Raw genomic sequence first — 20451 nt, forward strand, 5'->3', positions numbered from 1 at the left:
GTCGTAGCCCGGCTTATATCCCCACCTAACATTCATATAGGTGGGGACTTACGCCGATTTGGTTAACTTGGTTTAAATGTTTATAAAAGGATGTGAGAGATTGAGATCAGATTACACCCAATTCTCTCACCCTATTTTTTGTTTCTTTTAAGATTAGCTGACTCAGTTGACTCTAATCCCAATCGGGAATTTGTGTCGCATCTTCGCCACCCACACCGATAGCAGTGTTATAGATTTCTGCATCAGTTATGGTTAGGTTTTCCATTGATGCGCCATACACGTTGGAATCAAATACATGGGCGCGGGTTATGTTGGCGTTGTTCAGATTCGCCTTTTTGAAGTTGACGTTAGTCAGAAAGGCGGCGGTGAGATTTGCTCCTTTCAAGTTAGCGTTAGTCAAATCAGCACCTTCCAGGTTAGCACCTTCCAGGTTAGCACCTGCTAGGTTAGCTCCTCGTAAATCAGAACCGATTAAATGAGCACCACTGAGGTTCATGCCTGATAGATTACACCCGATACATTCCCTAGTTGATAGTAGTCTTTGTAAATCTTGCGGATTGCCAGCTTTGACTGAGTTGACAAAAAATAGGGGAGTGGCTAAGGCAACAGCTGCTAATAGCTTGATTTTCATAATTGTCCCCCTTAACATTTTCTTAGTGTCCGTTCTTTTCCTCACGCTTCTATTATCTCATGAAATTGCTAAACAATGTTGATTTAAATCACAATTTCCTATTTATGGAACATAGATGTAATCATCAGGTTAAACATCTGATTATCTCGGCTTTCTCACTCTAATTAATCAGAATTTAGGCATAAATACCTGAAAATAATTTAATATGAAATCTTGTTAAGAAAATGTATCTAGTGATATATTTTTTCATGGCAAAACCTTTCAGTATTTACCATGAAAAACTCTTTCCCATGTCTCGATAAAATTGTATGTTAATTTACTAAAAACTCTCGGATATACTGGTTAACTAACTCTGGTTTTTCTTGTTGTACCCAATGTCCACAATCGGGAATATACTTAATTTGGAGATGTCTGACATAGTTAGAGGTGTGATATGTCAGTTCTTTTCCTAAAGCTGTATCATTTTCACCCCAAATCATCAGTATGGGAACCTCTAAAATGCCCCAATCTTTCTGAAATAAGAAGCTGGAGAAAACATTACGGTAATAGTTCAACATGGCTGTGAGTGCGCCACGTTTGGCAGCAGCATCTTTATAAGCATCTATATCAGCAGGTGTAAAAGCACTTTTATTAATTGCTGTCCCTGAAAGTATGTTTTCAATTGCTTGATAATCTGAAGATTGTAGTGATAATTCTGGTAGCCAGGGTAGTTGAAAAAAGAAGATATACCAACTACGTAGTAACTGTTGAGGAGTGGATAAACCTTGGGCGAATTTAGCAGGGTGAGGCAAATTGAGAATAATTAAACGCTCTACCATGAAGGGATGAGCATAGGCAAAATTCCAGGCGATCGCACCACCCCAATCATGTCCGACTAAAATACAACTATCGTGTCCTAATCCCTGAATCACCCCTGCAACATCTTGAATCAATTCATCCATCACATAGGCTGATTGCTCTTTTGGCTTATCACTATCGTTATAGCCACGTAAATCAACGGCTACCACTTGAAAATCGGCAGCAAATTCCGGGATTTGATGCCGCCAGGAGTACCAAAATTCAGGAAAGCCATGTAACATCAGCATTAAACGCCCTGTTCCTTGGGTGACATAGTGGAGTTTCACCCCGTTAGTATTGATATAACCGTGCTGCAAAGAATTTTCAACTATAGACATAGGTGTAAAAGCTGTTAATCCTCACTTGTTCGTGTCCGTTGCACCTAACATTTATCGGCGTGATTTTTCGAGTGATCGAGCGATCGCAGATAAACTGGTGAAAGAACAGTTTTGGTTTTTGCACAAAATACAGAGGACAATGTTTGTGGAATCTCGACAGCAAATAGAACAGGTGATCAAAACTCTGCAAGAGGATTTACCCACACTGTTTGAGAAAGATATAACTTATGACATATACACAAAAGATATTTATTTTCAAGACCCTGTAAATAAATTCCAATATAAATTTAACTACCGAATTATTTTTTGGACTTTACGATTTCACGCGAAGCTATTTTTTACAGAAATCTACTTTGATTTACATGAAGTTTATCAGTCAGCCGCAGACACAATTACAGCTAAATGGACAGTCCGGGGTGTGTTGCGTGTTCCCTGGAAAGCACAGATTTTTTTCAATGGTTATTCAACTTATAAACTCAACGAAGATAATTTGATTTATCAGCATATTGACACTTGGGATAGGAAACCAGGTGAAATTCTGCGTCAGTTTTGGCAAAAAGGAGAAATTTATTAGTTATTAGTTATTAGGCAATAATAGTATGATTTTCCAGCCCACTTTGTCAATGTATTTGGTCAAAATAGCCAATAGTTAACATTTCAGTTTGGGGATTTTGGCAGATGGCAGAACCCCAATTTATGGAAGATAATGGGGTAATAATTGCCTAATTATGGTTAATAAAGTCATATCTTGCACCTTTCTCAATAAGCGTCAGGCGATGCACATCCAATGACATAAAGCTAAGGCTTTCAGCCAATTGCCAGCAATGCCCACCCTACAAAAATTATCATCAAGGAACAGGTGCAAGATGTTGGTCAAGTTATTTTTCAGGCTTTGGTAATTGACCTTGAGAACAACGGTCAAACCATTCCTGATATTTTTTTTGGTATTCTTCATTGTCTACAGAAATTGATACTACCACCTCCTGACAGCCGTGATTGCGTTCTAGAGCGATCGCATTCAATAATAAACTAGCAATTTTAGGTGAAACAAAGCGACCGTTAACAGTTAAACCACTCAATTGTCCATTAAATTCGGGTCGGTCACTTTCCCTTAACTCCACCCCTGTAATTTCTCCCTGGCTTAAATCAATTTCTGCCAATTGTTTATGGTCTGGGGTAATTTGTTCGACAATCAGTTTCTCCCGTCTTACAGGAACTTGCACCATTTTAGTTTCGATGGCTTTGCGAACAATTACCTCACCAATTTTATGCTTGCTACTGTCAACTAATAGCTCTTCCTCAAGTAAGCGAACAAGTTTATCTTCCTCAGAGTTGTTCACTTTTGGTTCTGGTGTTTCTGGAGCTAAATACTCAGGCATATCAATTGTTTTTACAGTAATCTGGTATTGAATAATTTTCAGTTTATGAGGACTTACGCAACTGAGATTTTCAGCTATGAGTAAGGATTTTAGTCATGATTTACTTGGCGTAGTCTCTTAAAGAGAGGACTAAAGTCTTCACTACCAGTAATTAAACTTGTGCTTTCACTTGCGTAAGTCCTGAGTGATTAACGTTTAACGTTCCTCAACAGGAAGATTAGGAGCATTTACGTCTAACTCTTCACGGCGTACAGTATCTTCAGCTTGAACAGTTTCTTGATCTACAACTTTTTTCACTCTGACTTCTTCCCGCAAAACAGCTTCTTTGCGAATATCAGGGGTTTCTTCATGAAGTTCTACACGAGCAACTTCGCCTTCACGGAAGTTTGCTTCTCCAGGAGAAACAACAGTACCAGCATCTTCTGGTGTGACACGTTCAATCACCACTCGTTCTTTTTCCACTGGTACAACAACTCTGGCTGTTTCAGTTTCAACGTGCTTACCAACCGCTACCTCTCCAATTTTCTCACGGTGTTTGTTAGCAACCAACCGTTCCTCGTACAATCTCAGAGTGTCATGGTGTGGCTGATGGAGTCCATACAAAGCAGGTTCATGCTCGTATTTATAGGTATCGCGGGTGTAAGATGTAGGTGTTGCTTGGGCAGTTGTCCCTGTGAGTCTAGAGGATTCTACAGGTGTTGATGTTTCTAAACCAGTGGTGGTGTAGCTGGGACTGCGATAGACTCCCCGTACCTGTTCTTCATAGTCGTAGTCAAGACCTGCACGTTCGGTAAACTCTGGTAAATCTTCGGCTTGCTGTCTTGTCATACCAATGGCATAAACGCGGTTGCTGCTATTGTCAATGCGGGAGCGACCAACTGGTAATAAAACCTTCTTGCCAAAAATCCAAAAACCTAAGTCAACGACTAAATAGCGAAAATGCCCATCTTCGTCTACTAAAATGTCACTAACTGTACCAATCTTTTCGTCAGTTCCTTCTGTGTAGACACCAAGACCTTTGATATCATCACCTTGAAATGTATCGCGGTAATTTGGATCAAATTCTTCTAATTTGTAAAGTACCATGTTATTTCACCTCAAACTTTTTATAAAATGACTCCTAATACAAAAGTAAAGATTTGTATGTAATTTTCCCTCTTTCGCTCGAATGAATTTGCTTAAATCAGCAATATCTTAAGTTATAGATTGAAATAAAATTTAGAAAATTGAGTAATGGCTGATGTTATCTTCATAAAAAAATCATATCTGGCACTGACCCTATTTCCAGCTAAAGAATAAATTCTTGGGCTAAGAGAGTCAAAGCTGTTAAATAAAACTCAAATACAGCCCTAGTCAGATTTATCTGACTGTAGATATTAGCCTAGTAAAAATCTAATTGTTTGGCGGTAAAATTGGGTAGGTGCAAGATATGAGTTATGACTGATTTTTGACAAACATCTGATTACATAGTTTCCGGTTGCGAAACTTTGGTTTCATTCATCAGTAAATCGCCTTGTGTATTTATATCTAATTCTTCGCGTCGAATCGTATCCTGTGCTTCAACTGTGTCTTGTTCTACCATTTTTCTCACCCTAACTTCTTCGCGGACAAAGGCTTGTTTGCGTATTTCAGGTGTTTCTTCGTACAATTCTATTCTTGCTACTTCTCCCGCTTGAAATTTTACTTCTTTTGGATCTACTATTGTTTCTCCTGTCTCGACATTTTTTGGGGCAACACGTTCAATTAATACACGTTCTTTCTGCACTGGGACTGTGACTCTGGCAGTTTCGGTTTCAATGTGCTTACCAACTGCTACTTCTCCAGTTTTAATTCTCTGTTTATTAGCAATCAATCTTTCTTCGTAGAGTCTAAAAGTTTGATGATATGGCTCGGTTAAACCATATAGTGCGGGTTCTTTTTGGTAGCTATATGTCTCGCGATCATAAATCATTCCGCTAGTGGGAGAACGAAATACACGACGGACATTTTCTTCGTAATCTTCATCAACAGTTATGCTTTCGTTATACTCTGGTAAATGTTCTACTTGTTGTTTACTCAGTCCGTCAACATAGACACGTTTGGCAGGATAATTAATACGAGAAAGACCAATTGGTAGTAAGATATTCTTACTTACAGAATCTACTGCTGTGTGAATAACTAGATAACGAAAACGTCCGTTTTGGTCAACTAAAGCGTCAGCAATTGAGCCAACTCTGACTCCACCTTCTGTATAAAGGTCTAAAGCTTTAACATCATCTCCACCAAAGGTTTCTCGGTAGTTGGGGTCAAATTCTTCGAGTTTATAGAGAGGCATACACTATTCCTTTTTTGTTAAAAAACAATATCTATTTATCAGCCTAAAAATGTTTTGTCTCAATTCCCTCTGGCTGACGACTGAATTGTTGTGATAGGGAGTGAGGAATTGGGGGAGGCAGGGGAGCAGGGGAGCAGGGGAGCAGGGGAGAGAAACTAATGACTAATGACTAATGACTAATGACTCTTAACTGAGGAGGCGATCGCACCAGTTCCTACTACTTGTCTGACTTGGGCTTTTACTGCTGCTACAATGGCATCAGCGTCAATTTTGGCAGCGTGAAGCAGTTCGGCTGGTGTACCGGAACTTGGCATATCTCGCACTGCTAACTTAATCACTTGCAGTTGTGGCCCGTCGTAGCTAGAGATACCATCAATACCCGCAAAAGCATCTAAAACAGCCGCACCTAATCCGCCTTCACTCCAGTGGTCTTCGACAACTACTAAGTTACCTTCTGTATCATGGGCTGCTTGATGTAATGTTTGCACATCAATGGGTTTGACTGAGTAAGCATCGATGACACGGACTGTAATACCTTCGTTTTTCAGACGGTCATAGGCTTTGAGGGCTTCGTGTAAAGTAATACCTGCACCTATGACTGTAGCTTGATCTTGATCAGAACTACGCAGGACTTTGCTACCGCCGATAGGGAATTCTTCATCTGCACCATAGATGACGGGTGTAGTGGCGCGTGTGGTGCGGAGATATACTATACCATTGCGATCGCTCATTTGCTCGACTAATTTGGCTGTCTGATTCGCATCGCTGGGATAGAGTACGGTACTACTCCACACCGCCCGGAAAGCGGCTAAATCTTCCAATCCCATCTGAGATGCGCCATCTTCCCCAATCGATACACCTGCATGAGAACCGACTAATCTAATGTTGGCACGGGAGACAGCCGCCATGCGGATAAAATCGTAGGCACGAGTTAAGAAAGCCGCAAAGCTAGAAGCAAAGGGTTTGTAATTTCGTACTTGCAAACCGACAGCCGCCGCAATCATTTGTTGTTCGGCGATGTACATCTCAAAATATCGCTCTGGGTAGGCTTCGGCGAAGTCTTCCGCATAGGTGGAGTTGCTTACTTCTGCGTCGAGGGCGACTACTTGGGGTTTAGCAGCACCTACAGCTTTGAGTGCATCACCATAGGCGCGACGAGTTGCTACTTCTGCACCTTTTTCATAGCTGGGAAGTTGTAAAGGTTCGGCTGTAGCGATGGTTGTCGGTTGTGCTTGTGTGTCTGGTTTCCTGACTTGAATAGTAATGTGGCGTTCACCGCCTAAATGAGCGATCGCTTGTTTTTCATCTTCCGGTTTTAAGGCTTTACCGTGCCAACCCCCTAAATCTTCCAGGGAAACTACACCTTTACCCTTCTTAGTACGGGCAATAATGACTGTAGGGCGATCGTTAATACTCACCGCCGCACTAAAAGCTTGATCAATTTCCGTCAAATCATGCCCATCAATCTCAATTGCTTGCCAACCAAAGGCTCTGGCTCGATTAGCATAGGCTTGAGTGTTCCAACCTAATTCAGTTTGACCACGTTGACCGAGACGATTAACATCAATAATGGCAATCAGATTGTCTAAAGTATAGTGAGCCGCATGATCAAACGCTTCCCATACAGAACCTTCGGCGGTTTCACTGTCACCCAGTAACACCCAGACATTATAAGGTAGCTGATCTAAATACTTCCCTGCTAAAGCCAACCCCACACCAATCGGTAATCCTTGTCCTAACGAGCCTGTCGCCACATCCACCCAAGGTAAAACGGGTGTAGGATGTCCTTCTAGACGACTTCCCATTTGTCGCAATGACAACAATTCTTCATCAGTAATTACCCCCGCAGCTTTATACATCGAGTACAGCAACGGCGCAGCGTGTCCTTTAGAGAGAACAAAGCGATCGTTATTAGGATTATGGGGATTGTCAAAATCGTAATGCAGATAATTAGATAATAAAACCGCCATCAAATCCGCAGGGGACATGGAAGAAGTCGGATGGCCGGAACCAGCAACGGTTGTAGCGCGAATACTATCAATTCGCAACTGTTGGGCTAGTTCATGCCATTGATTTAGTTGCTCCTGTAAAGTCATAGTTATTTACCTGATTGCAAAGGTTTAAAAAGCAAGTTTTTTGGATATTTTTTTAGGGGAACTTTGATTATTTTTATTAACTATTATTCAGGAATTAGTATAATTATTTTGGTGTCTTTAAATATAGTGAACAACATATTTCTCTGCTTTTCGAGAAATATAATTATGTTTTTTATTTTTTCTAATTTATTTATAGTCTATTGGTGCTAATACAGAATTCTGATGCAATCTTATTTTATTAAATCTAAACTTTTGACATCATAATTACTTCTTTCCAATGGAATAATCAGGCATTATTTCTCAAGGCAGAGAAATTAAACTTCAAAAAAATATGTCTTGCTGGTGTATTTAATCTAAAAATTATTAAATTTAATCAAGCAACGTACCCCGAACACAGATAATTATGACGCTAGAATTATGCTATTTTTTAGTCAAGGCTTCAAAACCTGCCACAATATCCAAAAGTTCTGCTGTAATCGAACTTTGACGCAAACGGCGATAGTCTGCATTGAGTTCTGATAAACGTTCTTCGATATTTTTTTCGGCAGCTTGCATTGAGGCGAGACGGCTAGCATTTTCACTAGCGAGAGATTCAGCAAAGGCGCGATATAAAGAGATAAATAAATATTCCCGAATTAATCCAGAAAATAACTGATTTTCATCCATTGTAAAGGTTGGCAACACAGGAGAAGGCCAAGGCTGTCGTTGAAGATTTTGTAACCAATTAAAATCGACGGGTAAAAGATGAAGAGTATGGGGATGGTAGGATGCACCAGAGAGAGACTGATTGTAAAACAAGATAATTTGCTCAATTTGCTGCTGTGATGGGCTACGCCCTGCCGCAAGCGATCGCCATTGTTCGATAGTGAGTAAAATTTCCTGTACCATAGAAGTAATACCACTCACAGCACTAGGTAAAGAAAACTTCGCCGCAATAGTTTGTCCTTGTGCTTCCAGAGGCGCAACAACCCGCGCACCTATTGCCGCAATTAGACGATTTTCTGGTTTTATCTGTAGCTGTTCCAGTTTTTCAACGCTGTAAGATGCGATTTGCTCATTAAATTGTCCACATAAACCTTGATCAGATCCAAAAATAATTGCACCTACAGAATTAGACTTAGTTTGGTGATTAATTACAGATGTCAAAATAGCGTGTTGCTCCGAAAAATATCGTTGTCTCAACACGATTTGCAATCCCATTTCCAGAGTGCGGTTGTAATCAGCTAACGATTCCACAGCTTTTTGATACTGGCGAATACTCACAGCCGCTAAAGCTTTCATTGTCTTCACCACAGATTGCAAATCTTGAACACTACTGATTTTGGTTCTTAAGGATTCAATAGTTGGCATGATACTGTTGACTTAGGGAACACCAAAAAATAAATTATCCAAATCGACTGTTAGTAGGGTGAGTCAGGATAAATATTTTCTTGTTATGGTAGGGTTTCTCGTACTGACGCACCCTACATTTTAGATATATTTTTATCTGGAAGTCCCTTAAAAGAGGCAGAAGGCAGAAAACAGAAGATGAGGAAAGAAAAACTAATGACTAATGACTAATGACTAATGACTAATGACTAATGACTCAATACTCAACAAAGTTTCTCTATCTTGATGAGTGAGTTTTTCACCTGCTTGAATGCGCTGACATATTTGGGGTAATTCTGCCGTCACCTTTTGACGTAATTTTAAAGAAGCTGCGGGAATTTGTTCTAATGGTAATTCATCAAATAAACCGCTAGTTACGGCTAACATGACAGCAATTTGTTCGGCGACAGGTAAAGGTTGATATTGGGGTTGTTTTAAGACTTCCCGTACACGCCGCCCTCTTTGCAAAGTTTTCCGAGTTTCTTCATCTAATTGAGTACCAAACCTAGCGAAGACTTCTACTTCCTGAAATTGGGAGTAAGACAGGCGTAAATCTCCAGCTACAGCACTGTAGGCAGGTAGTTGAGTTTTGCCACCCACCCGTGATACAGATTTACCTACATCTACGGCAGGTAAAACACCTTTTTGGAATAAGTCGGGAGACAAATAAATCTGTCCATCGGTGATAGAAATTAAATTAGTGGGAATATATGCAGATATATTTTGCGCTTGAGTTTCGACTATTGGTAAAGCTGTGAGTGAACCGCCTCCCCTATCTTCCCGGAGATGGGTAGCACGTTCCAGCAAGCGGGAATGGATGTAAAATATATCACCAGGATAGGCTTCTCTACCAGGAGGGCGACGTAATAACAGCGAGAGTTCCCGGTAAGCCCAAGCGTGACGGGTTAAATCGTCGTATACAATTAATACATCACGACCTTGATCCATAAAATATTCAGCAATAGTAGTAGCTGCGTAGGGTGTGATGTATTGTAAACCGGGTGGATCTTCAGCAGAGGCGACAACTACAATAGTGTAGTCCATTGCATCATATTGACGTAAATCTGCAATTACCTTAGCGACAGCAGAAGCGCGTTTACCAATGGCGCAATAGATGCAGATGACATCTTGATGCCTTTGATTAATGATGGTATCAGTAGCGATCGCAGTTTTGCCCGTTTGGCGATCGCCCACAATTAATTCCCGTTGTCCCCTACCAATCGGAACTAAAGCATCGATAACTTTTATACCAGTCTGTAACGGTACTGTCACCGGAGCGCGTTCCATAATTGCCGGGGCTGGACGCTCTATAGATAGGCGTTTTTTTGCCTGAATTACCCCTTGATTATCCAAAGGTTCACCAGTGACATTTAACACTCGTCCTAATAATGGCTCACCTACAGGCACATCTAAAACTCTTTTAGTACGTTTAACCTCGTCACCTGCTTGTAGATGTCCACTTTCACCTAACAAAATCACCCCAATTTCATCAGGATCTAAATTAAAAGCAATACCTAACAAATTACCGGGAAAGCGTAGCAATTCATCAGCTTGTACACTCGGTAAACCGGCAACACTAGCAATACCTTGACTGACAGATTTAACAACACCAATCTCACGAGTTTGTAATTGAGGATGATAGTTATTTAATACCTGCTCAAAAGTTGTCAAAGTATTATCAATGAGAGTTTGTAGTGGTTGGTGATTTTTGTGCATTTTTCAGAACCATTTGCAATTGTTCTGTGAAATCTTGTAAATAATTATCTAAACTCCAAGCAATTTGATAATTTTCAGATTGTAGCTCAACGCCACACAGTAAATCGGGTGATATTCTAAAAAATATATCTTTATTATTAGTTACTTGCTTTTCCTGCAAAACGTTGATAATTTTTTGACGTTGGTTTTGGGGAATCTCAAAACTGCTACGCACAATAATCTCACTGGCAGATTGTGTTTTTAGGGTTTGGATTTGTGAGTTACTTAGTAATTGTAGACGCTGGATGAAAACATCAATTATTTGGTGTTCTAAATTAGCATCAGCTAAATCTGCCCAAGCCCGGCGAGTAATCGCATAAGTTTGCTCTTGTAAACGTTGACGAAGATTTTCTAAAAACGCTTCTTGTTCTCGTTGAATAGCATCACGCCAACCCGCTTGTATTTGTTCAACATCGTGGCGTGCTTGCTGAACTAATTGTTTATATTCTTGTTCAGCTTCTGCCTTAGCATCAGCCATCATTTGAGAACGTTGTTGATTGAATTCCCGTTGCTGCTGACGATAACTTTCGGCTTCTTGTTCAGCTTCTTGTTGCTTTACTTCTGCTTCTTGCCAACGAATTGCAATTCTATTTTGACGTTCCTGCATAGTTTTAGTGATGGGTTTATATAAAAACCGCCATAACAGAAACACCAAAATCAAAAAGTTGATAATTTGGGCAATAACTGTAAACCAATCAATTAGCATAAGTCATTAGTCATTAGTTATTATTTATTAGTTTTCTTTTCTGATATCCTGCTTTTTCATAGTCTCCAGTTCCCTATCTGACTGGGGATTGATTGACAAAGTGATTCCAAAAGGGGTTAGCGAAAATGAGAATCATAGAGACGACAAAACAATAAATTGCCGTTGATTCAACAATTGCCATACCGACAAATAAAGTACGGGTGATTGTATTAGCTTTATCTGGCTGTTGAGCGATTGCGCCTAAAGCTCTAGCTACTGCCCAACCTTCCGCTATAGCCGGCCCTACTGAACCGATAGCAATAGTTAAACCAGCAATAATAATTGATATCATACCGACTAAACCGATATTATCAATATTCATATTTCTCCTCACTCAGATGGTGGTGTTGTTTGCGCTGCATGACGACGGACACGGGTAGCAGAGGCAATATAAACCATAGCTAAAATTGCAAAAATATAGGCTTGAATTAATCCAATTAACAACCCCAACAAATTAACGACAATCGGGAAAAACAACGGCACCAGAGAAACTAAAATTGCCACCAAAATAGAACCACTCATAATATTGCCAAACAGACGCACAGCTAAAGCTAAAGTCCGAGAAAATTCACTAATAATATTAAAAGGCAACATTAAAGGCGTAGGTTGAATATAAATTCGTAAATAACCGAGTACACCCTGATTCATAACTCCAAATAGAGGCACAGCCACAAACACACACAAAGCCAAAGCCGCCGTTGTAGAAAGCGAAGCAGTAGGTGGTTGATAACCCGGAACAATAGTTAACATATTCGCAACAGCAATAAATAAAAACAGAGTGCCAACAAAAGGTAAAAACTGACTTGGTTCTTGTTGACTCACCTCCCGAATTTGGTTATTAATACCATCCACAATAATTTCTAAAAAATTCTGCCAACGAGAAATACTAGGCTTTACAGATAAATTCCGAGTCACCAATACAGAAACAACCACTAATAAACCCATCACCACCCAAGTAAATAAAATAGTAGCATTAACCTTAATAAACCCCGATTGCCAAAAGATAACATTATCAGGACTAATCTCCATAACCTAAACACTCCCTTAAACCTCTCTTCCTTCCTCTCTCCGCGCCCCTCTGCGTTTACCTCCGCGCTCCTTTGCGTTTAAAAATCATTTTTCTCCACCCACCGATGAATCAAAACCCCCCGCGCCACCAAAAAACCCAACAAAGCAACTAACACCCGTTGCCATGTACCATTCATAATCAAATAAAACCCCAACAAAGCAATAACAATACGACCGACAAAACTGCCAAAAATTAATCGAAAAGGCCATTGAGTAGTCGGTAATTGTCTGACAGTCACCCAGAGACTAGCAAAATAGAAAACACCTAAAACAAAACCCAAAATTAAAGAAATTAATAAAGAGAAAATGTAATTAATCATAATTATTCCGACTGTGTTTGTGGTAATTTTTGGAGAAGCGATCGCAAAATAATAGGCGCAATAATACTGGTAACAGTACAAACAACAACCATCGCCGCAAAAACCTGAGATGATACAGCCCAATCACCTAAAGGAAATTACCCCAAGTTCGGCTAAAAACTCAAAAATTTCTTGTACCTGGGGAGAGAGAAAAGGGAATTGAGCATCTAACAACCGGAATAAAAAGCCCAGCAATATATAACCGACTAAAGCGGGTAAACCAATTTTCGACATCCCCGCCTTAGTCAAAATAGCAATAGTGATGACTGCACCCACCAATAAAATTAAAAACGGTAGAGTCTGGATTTCAATCATCTCGACTCTCCTGTTGTACCCAATACCAAGCATTGAGACAGCCGAGGACAATACCGACAAATAACATCATCAGCGTCCAAGAATAACGGCTAGGCCATCGGCTATCTATCCAAATACCCAAAGCAATACCTAACAGCATAGGAATAGCCACCGACCAACCTACCACACCAATCATGCCAAAGCTAAACCAAATACTTCTATCTTCTTCCCGTCTAGCTTTAAGTTTACGGCTTGATTTAATTTTGACTTGCCGTGGAAAATCTGACTGTGGCGGTGGATTGGGTGTAGATTTATCGGAGCGTTTCACGACTTGAACCCCCCATTTCGACAAAACCGCGAATAAAACCGGCTTCTAATTTTGCAGTTGCCGCACGAGCTTGTTTTTCTCGTTCATCTAAATTTTTAAATTGTGCTTCTACAGTTTGATGTAATGTTTCTAAGTCAGCACCCTGGACAGCGTTTCTTGTAGATACCAACACCTCTGCACCGCATTTAACTAAGATACCTGCATCGACCGCCAGAAAGATTTCTTCACCTTGTGCAGACTTAAAAGATAAAACACCGGGAACAAGAGCAGTCACAAAGTCAATATGATGGGGTAACATTGCAAAACAGCCATTTTCAGCCTCAGCGACGATTTGCTGAACTTCGGTTTCTAGAAGTACCTCTGTAGGAAGTAATATTTTTAGATTCATGATGATTTTTGCGCTTCATCGATAGAGCCAATCATGTAAAGCGATCGCTCTGGAAAATCAGAAAACTCATCATTGAGAATGCGATCGCATCCAGAGAGGGCGGCTTCTAGACTCACCAACTTGCCTTGTTTGCCTGTAAATTGTTCAGTAGTAAAAAAAGGTTGAGTCAGAAAGCGTTCTAAACGTCGCGCACGGGTAACAGTTTGGCGATCGCTCACAGAAAGTTCTTCTATACCCAGAATAGCGATAATATCTTTGAGGTCTTCATAATTAGCGAGAGTTTGCCTGACAGCTTGAGCGATGTGGTAGTGGCGATCGCCCACAATTGGAGGAGTGAGCATTTTAGAATTAGACTGCAAAGGATCAACAGCCGGATAAAGTCCCTGACTAGAACGTTTACGAGACAAAACAATCGACGCAGATAAATGTCCAAAAGTATGCACAGCAGCCGGATCAGTAAAGTCATCGGCCGGAACATACACCGCTTGCACAGAAGTAATTGCACCTGTAGCCGTATTTGCAATGCGTTCTTCCAATTGAGCCAATTCCGTCTCTAGAGTCGGCTGATAACCCACACGAGAAGGTAATCTCCCCATCAAACCAGAAACTTCTTGACCAGCTTGGATAAACCGAAAGATATTATCAATTAACAACAACACATCTTGTTTAACATCATCGCGGAAATATTCAGCCATAGTCAAAGCCGCGTGTCCCACCCGAAACCGCGCCCCTGGCGGCTCATTCATTTGCCCAAAAACCATAATAGTATTTTGTAAAACACCCGCCTCTTGCATATCGCGGTAAAGTTCTTCAGCTTCCCGACTGCGTTCCCCGATACCACAGAACAGACTAATTCCCTGATATTCACTGACGACATTGTGAATCATTTCCGTAATTAAAACCGTCTTTCCCACACCAGCACCGCCAAACAACCCAGCTTTTCCGCCCCGTTCCAAAGGTGCAAGAACATCAATAGCCTTAATACCAGTAGTAAAAATTTCCGAGCTAGTAGATTGCTGCGCTAGAGAGACAGGAGATTGATGGAGCGATCGCCATTCCCCCCCAGAGATTTGATCTTGACGATCAATAGTTTCCCCAAACACATTAAATACCCTACCTAACAAACGTTTCCCTACAGGTACTTGTAGAGGTTTTCCCGTATCAATAACCACAGAAGCGCGAGCTAAACCTGAAGTTGGAGTCAAAGCAACACCGCGCACCGTTTCCGCATCAACATGAGACATCACCTCAATAATCACATCTTGATTTTCCCCAGCAATTAACCGACTATAAAGCTCAGGCAAACCGTGAGTAAATCGAATGTCAACAACACTACCCCGAACAGAAACAACCGTACCTTGAGAACATAGAGATAAATTTACTGATTGCCGCATAAATCCAATTCCTAGCAATCATCTAAAAACTCAATTTGACAATATCTCTAAAGAGATAAATTCAACAAAACAGACATTAATAAACAAACAAATAGACTTATAAAGGATAACAAAAACCAGAAAACGATAGTAAATCAACTTAAAAAATATTAAAATTCCCAATCAATCTTTAGCCAGATGACCAAACTAACTCTTAATAATAGAATCCAATAAAAATAACACACTTTCTAGACTAATGATGTACAAATCTATCAGCGTTCATCAGCGTACCCTGCGGGTTCGCGGTAGCGTCTCGTAAGAGAAGCAAGCTACATCTGCGTTCAAACATAAAAAACAGCAACCAAATTAAAACCCCTTAAACCTCCGCGCACCTCCGCGTTTACCTCCGCGCCCCTCCGCGTTAAAAAAATGAAACCCCTATCAATCCCAAAAACACACATTCAAACTAGACAAATTCCTGCCGAGGGTACAACCCCCAAAGACGAATTAATAGCCAAAAACTGGCAACGAGAACAGTACATAGGGATTACAATTCTGTTTATCAGCTTGATTGCAGCCGTAGGATTTTTAAGCCGTAGATTTGAATATGCAGTGCTATTAGCTCTTATTCTAAGTATTGCTTTAATCGTGCTGTTTATTAATTTATAAACCACCCACCCTAAACTAAGAGGGTGAGGTAGTTAATTCTATTGCCTATTACCCGAACTCAAACGTTGTTGCTGATAAAAACCGAGAACTTTTTGGACATAATTAGCAGTAAAACCACTATTACAACCTGTATATTTACCAGTCATCCACCAACAAGCTGCGCCACGCACCGCCGCAATTTCATTATTTTTGTTGGCTGTCAATTGTTGATTTAATTCACGGCGGACAATGCAAGAAATCACTTGACGCGCTGTTGTTGCATCATTTTCAAATTGTGTGGGTGTAAGTTCTTTTTTGAGACAAAATCTTGACCAACCTCTGAGAGTTTCTGGTTTAACTTGCCAAGCACTGTAAAATCCATCATTTGCTTTACCTGTTTGCGGTGCAGCTAGTCGCAAAGCCTCCACCATAGCCGCCACTTGAGTATCAGACACCTGCTTTTGTGCTTGCGCCGATAATGGCGACAGTCCGAAACCAATGATAACTCCACTCAGAAACAGAGAATGCAAAAGATTTTTGCTCATAAATTTAGGTTAATTTTAAAAACAAATCAAAACCAAACTTCAGCATACTATAGGAATTGGATTTGATTATTGAAATTATTTACTTAGGCAGGGAATAGGGAACAGGGAACAGGAAATAAGGACTTTACAGCCATCATCAACCAAAAGATAATTGTCGTGTAGAGCCATCATCAATAAAACGCTGTTCCCCCACACCAAGCAACTCTACAATAACTTCCCGGTGTGCTGGTGAAAACTTCCCATCTCTTGCGTCAACCTCAACAATAGTTTGTTTTCCTTGTGGATAAACGTGGTAATGTGTAGTGCAGAAAGCTCCGGTTTTGTAGTCGAAGCTATGACCATCATCCTCATACAGCGTAAACTCACCTTCACCTTGCCAAACTCGAATGGTTAACTGATTGAGGGGATGTTGATCTACATATTGCATAACTGACATCATCGGGATAATCGCCCCAGAACGCACATATAAAGGCATCCGTTCCCAAGGTGCATGAGCTAAAATGTGAGTCGGGCCTGTAAATTCTTCGCCAGTCCACCAATCATACCAACGACCTTCAGGTAAGTAAACGCTACGATATTCCACACCGGGACGATAAATTGGTGCTGCTAATAATGAACGCCCAAGCATCACTTGATCGCTGAGGCTGAAAGTATGGGTATCATGGGGAAAATGATACAGCAAGGGACGCAGAATTGGCGCGCCGGTGGTTGTGGCTTCCCAGAATAAGGTGTAAATATAAGGTAGGAGTTGATAACGCAGTTGAATATACTGGCGGCAGATTTCCTCAACGCGATCGCCAAATACCCACGGTTCATGTCTAGCGGTACTCAGTGCCGAATGTCCCCGCATCAAAGGGTAAAGCATTCCTACCTGCATCCAACGGGCGAATAGTTCGGCAGTAGCGTTACCCGCAAACCCACCAATATCAGCACCGACAAAAGCCACACCGGATAAACCCAAGTTGCACAGCATCGGTAAGGACATTTCTAAATGTTCCCACAAAGATTGATTATCCCCCGTCCACACAGCAGCCCAACGTTGAATACCTGCATAACCAGAACGTGTCAAAATAAATGAGCGTTCTGTGGGACGTAACCTAGCCATTGCTTGACAAGATGCCTGTGCCATCATCAACCCATATAAATTATGAGTCTCAGCATGGGTAGCGGTTTCCTCTGCTAACCCCTGCGGCGCATCTAGGGGAAAACTAATTTTCTTGCCAGCATCACCAAAGGGACGGTCATCTAATGCTGGTTCGTTCATATCGTTCCAAATACCAGCAACACCGATGTCGGTTAAGCTTTTGTGGCAATCTCCCCACCATTTTCTCACATCTGGACGCAAAAAATCAGGAAAAACCGCTTTATCAGGCCAAACATAGCCGTGAAATAGTTGACCATTGGTTTTACGGACGAAATAATCTTGTTTTAGCCCCTGCTCAAAGATTGGGTAATCTGCTTCTGGCTCATACTTCACACCAGGATCAACAATGGTGACTGTTTTAAAACCATTTTGTTTGAGGTGATCTATTAACGTTTGCGGATGACTGAACCGCTTAGGGTTCCAGGTAAATACCCGATAACCGTTCATATAATCTATATCCAGATGGATGACATCACAGGGTATGTGACGCTGACGAAATTCCTCAGCGAGTTGACGAACTACTTCCTGTGATTCATAACTCCAGCGACACTGATGATAACCCAAAGCCCATTTTGGCGGTAGGGATATTCTACCAGTTAGCTGGGTATAAGTCGCGATAATTTCGGCAGGTTCACAACCGTAAATAATGTAATAATCTAGTTCGCCTCCCTGGGTTTCCATGCGCCAGACACCGGGTTCTTCTGCGCCGATATCAAACTGACTCCAAAAGGTAGTATTGAAGAAAATTCCATACCCTATCCCTGGACGCAACGCCATAAAAAAGGGAATTGCTTGATACATATTATCGGTAAGCACACCGTAGTCAAGCGCGTCTATTGTCCAGTTGGTTCTGACGGTAGCAAGTTGATCAAGTAAGCCAGTACGTTCACCGAAACCATAAAAATGTTCGTTAGCTGCAATACGTTTCCAGGCTGCGATCGCACCTTTATGCCAACCTAAATTAACATCCTCAGCAAATGACTGTCCTGCTAAGTCAAAGCACTGAAGCCGACAGGGATCACGGTTAACTACAAGGCGTAACTGCTGGGTGGTAATTTCAACAAAATCGGCTTGTTCTGTCACCTCAAAATCCACCATAACCCATTGTTGATCATCTTGCGTCACAGCCCAGGATTTCCGGGGTAAAAACTCACCAGTGGGTGTCATCCTCACCCGAATTAAATTTGGTGCTAGGATGCTAATCTGTAAACAGGGCTTGCCACACTTGAAAAAAACATGGTGCTGATGTTGTTCTATTGCTTCTACTACTCCCAGCGTTGTCCAAGGTGATTCAGTGGTGTGTAGTTGTCCGAAGTATTGCGGCATAATTTCTGATTTGGCAAGGAAGCAAACAGTTTTAGATTATGCTCAGTCTGTGAAAATGTTTACTTCCTTGGAGGGGAGTTTTTCGCATTGGGGGAAATATCACACCACAGTAGAGACGTTGCATGCAACGTCTCTACATTCTGGTTCACTGTTCTGAAAACTACAAATACTAGGCTGTTTTTGATTTGTGCATTTCTAGCATTGTATTGAGTAGTGCTTGGTAAGCTTGGTTTTGGGCGCGTAATTGGGCATTTTCTTGTGCCATGTCTAAAACCATTGCTGCCCCTACTAGGTTGAGTCCTAAATCATGGCGTAGGCGTTGAATTTGAGCAATGCGAGTGATATCTCGTAAATTAAGCATAACTCCAATGGGTTCAATTATACCCAACTGAGCAAAGCGTTCTACTAAGGTGGTGGATGTTTCTGTAACTGTAGCGGCGTATTCAAAAGAATAAAGCTGTTCTCCCTCTGCTGATACCACTACTTGAGACAGACTGAATTCTGTCATAATTTTATCTCCTGCAATTGAGTGCGGGGGTCAAAACTGGTATTTGCCCGGATTGTTTCGTAGGCTTCCCTTTCAATGGGGCTAATATCTTGGGGAGTAACAATTTGCAATTTCACTATTAAGTCGGTTCTTCCGCCTTGGGGCTGTCTCCAACCTTTACCACGTAATCGCAGAGATTGCCCGGAACGCACTCCCGGCGGTACTTTCATGGTAACGCTACCATCGGGGGTGGGTACTTGGATTTGCGCGCCTAATACAGCCTCATCAGGGCGAATGGGGATTTCACAGGCAATGTTATCGTCTGCAAATTGAAAAAAGGGATGGGGTAAAACATCAATTGTCAGGTACAAGTCTCCTCGCTGTGGGGAAAAGGGGCTGGGGCTACCTTTGCCTTTGATGCGAATACGACTACCTGGTTTTGCACCTGCGGGAATTCGCACATTGATGATTTCGTTATCTAGTTGCAGTCGCTGCTGCACACCATGAAAAGCTTCGGAAAAATTGAGAGCGATCGCCGCTTCTGTATCCACAGGTGGAGTTGTGGGAGTGCGGTAAGTATAGCTGGTTCTGCCTCTAGTTCTACCTGCACCACCAAAGCGACCTAATAAGTCATTAATAAACGAATCAAAATCAGTATACTGATCAAAATCAAACCCCTCAACTCCCACACCTGCGCCTCTGGGTGGCGGTGCTGCACCTTGACTTACCTGATTCCAGTATTGCCCAAACTGGTCGTATTTTTTGCGCTTCTCAGGATCAGAAAGTACCTCATTGGCTTCGTTGATTTCTTTAAAGCGTGTTTCTGCTTGCTGATCGCCAGGATTTAAGTCAGGGTGATATTTCCGGGCTAGTTTGCGGTATGCCCGTTTAATTTCCTCTGGTGTAGCATTTTTGTCTACACCTAAAATTGCGTAATAGTCCTTAAAGTCTGTTGCCGTGGGCATATCTTAGCAAGGAGTGGGGATTGGGGACTGGGAAATAATTTCTTCCTCGGCTTCCTCTGCTGG

22 protein-coding genes are annotated in these 20451 nt (G+C 41.4%); 2 read left to right on the forward strand and 20 right to left on the reverse strand.

Going from position 1 to position 20451, the window contains the following annotated elements:
• Positions 1-172: 172 nt before the first annotated feature.
• Both A3775_RS00450 and A3775_RS00455 read right to left on the reverse strand, forming a co-directional pair.
• Positions 173-631: a pentapeptide repeat-containing protein gene (locus tag A3775_RS00450; protein ID WP_066377627.1), complete on the reverse strand. Its 459-nt coding sequence runs from the start codon at positions 629-631 to the stop codon at positions 173-175.
• Positions 632-942: 311 nt separating this feature from the next.
• Positions 943-1806, reverse strand: a complete 864-nt coding sequence (locus A3775_RS00455; protein WP_066377629.1) for an alpha/beta fold hydrolase — start codon at positions 1804-1806, stop codon at positions 943-945.
• Between the two features lie 139 nt (positions 1807-1945).
• Between A3775_RS00455 and A3775_RS00460 the strand changes: the two genes are divergently transcribed.
• Positions 1946-2380: a DUF2358 domain-containing protein gene (locus A3775_RS00460; RefSeq protein ID WP_369815956.1), complete on the forward strand. Its 435-nt coding sequence runs from the start codon at positions 1946-1948 to the stop codon at positions 2378-2380.
• 304 nt (positions 2381-2684) lie between these two features.
• On the opposite strand, the gene A3775_RS00465 is transcribed toward A3775_RS00460, so the two are convergent.
• The 14 genes from A3775_RS00465 to atpD all read right to left on the reverse strand — a co-directional run bounded on the left by A3775_RS00465 (position 2685) and on the right by atpD (position 15294).
• Positions 2685-3185: a DUF2382 domain-containing protein gene (locus A3775_RS00465; RefSeq protein WP_066377630.1), complete on the reverse strand. Its 501-nt coding sequence runs from the start codon at positions 3183-3185 to the stop codon at positions 2685-2687.
• A gap of 195 nt (positions 3186-3380) precedes the next feature.
• A complete protein-coding gene (locus A3775_RS00470) occupies positions 3381-4271 on the reverse strand; it encodes a DUF2382 domain-containing protein (RefSeq protein ID WP_066423412.1) in 891 nt (296 codons plus the stop codon).
• Between the two features lie 376 nt (positions 4272-4647).
• A complete protein-coding gene (locus tag A3775_RS00475; protein ID WP_066423415.1) occupies positions 4648-5499 on the reverse strand; it encodes a DUF2382 domain-containing protein in 852 nt (283 codons plus the stop codon).
• A gap of 176 nt (positions 5500-5675) precedes the next feature.
• The gene (locus A3775_RS00480) at positions 5676-7595 is read right to left on the reverse strand and encodes a transketolase (protein ID WP_066379561.1); all 1920 of its coding nucleotides are present in this window, start codon (positions 7593-7595) and stop codon (positions 5676-5678) included.
• 420 nt (positions 7596-8015) lie between these two features.
• Positions 8016-8945 carry a F0F1 ATP synthase subunit gamma gene (locus A3775_RS00485; RefSeq protein WP_066379558.1) on the reverse strand — a complete coding sequence of 310 codons (930 nt, stop codon included), beginning with the start codon at positions 8943-8945 and terminating at the stop codon, positions 8016-8018.
• A gap of 213 nt (positions 8946-9158) precedes the next feature.
• The gene (locus A3775_RS00490; RefSeq protein WP_066423417.1) at positions 9159-10679 is read right to left on the reverse strand and encodes an alternate F1F0 ATPase, F1 subunit alpha; all 1521 of its coding nucleotides are present in this window, start codon (positions 10677-10679) and stop codon (positions 9159-9161) included.
• Positions 10642-11424 carry a F0F1 ATP synthase subunit B gene (locus tag A3775_RS00495; RefSeq protein WP_066423419.1) on the reverse strand — a complete coding sequence of 261 codons (783 nt, stop codon included), beginning with the start codon at positions 11422-11424 and terminating at the stop codon, positions 10642-10644. Before A3775_RS00495 ends, A3775_RS00490 begins: the two co-directional genes overlap by 38 nt.
• A gap of 73 nt (positions 11425-11497) precedes the next feature.
• On the reverse strand, positions 11498-11785 hold the full coding sequence (locus tag A3775_RS00500; protein ID WP_082803642.1) for a F0F1 ATP synthase subunit C: 288 nt from the start codon (positions 11783-11785) through the stop codon (positions 11498-11500).
• 8 nt (positions 11786-11793) lie between these two features.
• Positions 11794-12492 carry a F0F1 ATP synthase subunit A gene (locus A3775_RS00505; RefSeq protein WP_066379552.1) on the reverse strand — a complete coding sequence of 233 codons (699 nt, stop codon included), beginning with the start codon at positions 12490-12492 and terminating at the stop codon, positions 11794-11796.
• Between the two features lie 77 nt (positions 12493-12569).
• Entirely contained in the window at positions 12570-12851 is a 282-nt protein-coding gene (locus A3775_RS00510; protein ID WP_231866911.1) for an ATP synthase subunit I, read from the reverse strand.
• A 123-nt stretch (positions 12852-12974) separates the two neighbouring features.
• The gene (locus A3775_RS00515; RefSeq protein WP_066423421.1) at positions 12975-13205 is read right to left on the reverse strand and encodes a hypothetical protein; all 231 of its coding nucleotides are present in this window, start codon (positions 13203-13205) and stop codon (positions 12975-12977) included.
• Complete coding sequence (locus tag A3775_RS00520) at positions 13198-13512, reverse strand: AtpZ/AtpI family protein (RefSeq protein ID WP_066379541.1); 315 nt, start codon at positions 13510-13512, stop codon at positions 13198-13200. Before A3775_RS00520 ends, A3775_RS00515 begins: the two co-directional genes overlap by 8 nt.
• Positions 13496-13900, reverse strand: a complete 405-nt coding sequence (locus tag A3775_RS00525; protein ID WP_066379538.1) for a F0F1 ATP synthase subunit epsilon — start codon at positions 13898-13900, stop codon at positions 13496-13498. Before A3775_RS00525 ends, A3775_RS00520 begins: the two co-directional genes overlap by 17 nt.
• Entirely contained in the window at positions 13897-15294 is a 1398-nt protein-coding gene (atpD, locus tag A3775_RS00530; RefSeq protein WP_066423422.1) for a F0F1 ATP synthase subunit beta, read from the reverse strand. Before atpD ends, A3775_RS00525 begins: the two co-directional genes overlap by 4 nt.
• A gap of 408 nt (positions 15295-15702) precedes the next feature.
• On the opposite strand from atpD, the gene A3775_RS00535 reads away from it, so the two are divergent.
• Positions 15703-15942, forward strand: coding sequence for a hypothetical protein (locus tag A3775_RS00535; RefSeq protein WP_066379533.1), 240 nt, complete (start codon positions 15703-15705; stop codon positions 15940-15942).
• A gap of 38 nt (positions 15943-15980) precedes the next feature.
• Here A3775_RS00535 and A3775_RS00540 read toward each other — a convergent pair whose 3' ends face one another.
• The 4 genes from A3775_RS00540 to A3775_RS00555 all read right to left on the reverse strand — a co-directional run bounded on the left by A3775_RS00540 (position 15981) and on the right by A3775_RS00555 (position 20388).
• On the reverse strand, positions 15981-16466 hold the full coding sequence (locus A3775_RS00540) for a hypothetical protein (RefSeq protein WP_066423425.1): 486 nt from the start codon (positions 16464-16466) through the stop codon (positions 15981-15983).
• A gap of 136 nt (positions 16467-16602) precedes the next feature.
• On the reverse strand, positions 16603-18936 hold the full coding sequence (locus A3775_RS00545) for a glycoside hydrolase family 31 protein (protein ID WP_066423426.1): 2334 nt from the start codon (positions 18934-18936) through the stop codon (positions 16603-16605).
• 169 nt (positions 18937-19105) lie between these two features.
• Positions 19106-19444 carry a chaperone modulator CbpM gene (locus tag A3775_RS00550; protein ID WP_066379525.1) on the reverse strand — a complete coding sequence of 113 codons (339 nt, stop codon included), beginning with the start codon at positions 19442-19444 and terminating at the stop codon, positions 19106-19108.
• Positions 19441-20388, reverse strand: coding sequence for a DnaJ C-terminal domain-containing protein (locus A3775_RS00555; RefSeq protein ID WP_066379522.1), 948 nt, complete (start codon positions 20386-20388; stop codon positions 19441-19443). Before A3775_RS00555 ends, A3775_RS00550 begins: the two co-directional genes overlap by 4 nt.
• Between the last annotated feature and the right edge of the window lie 63 nt (positions 20389-20451).

The sequence above is a fragment of the Anabaena sp. 4-3 genome (genome assembly GCF_001597745.1).
In the GTDB taxonomy this organism is placed as follows: Bacteria; Cyanobacteriota; Cyanobacteriia; order Cyanobacteriales; family Nostocaceae; genus Trichormus.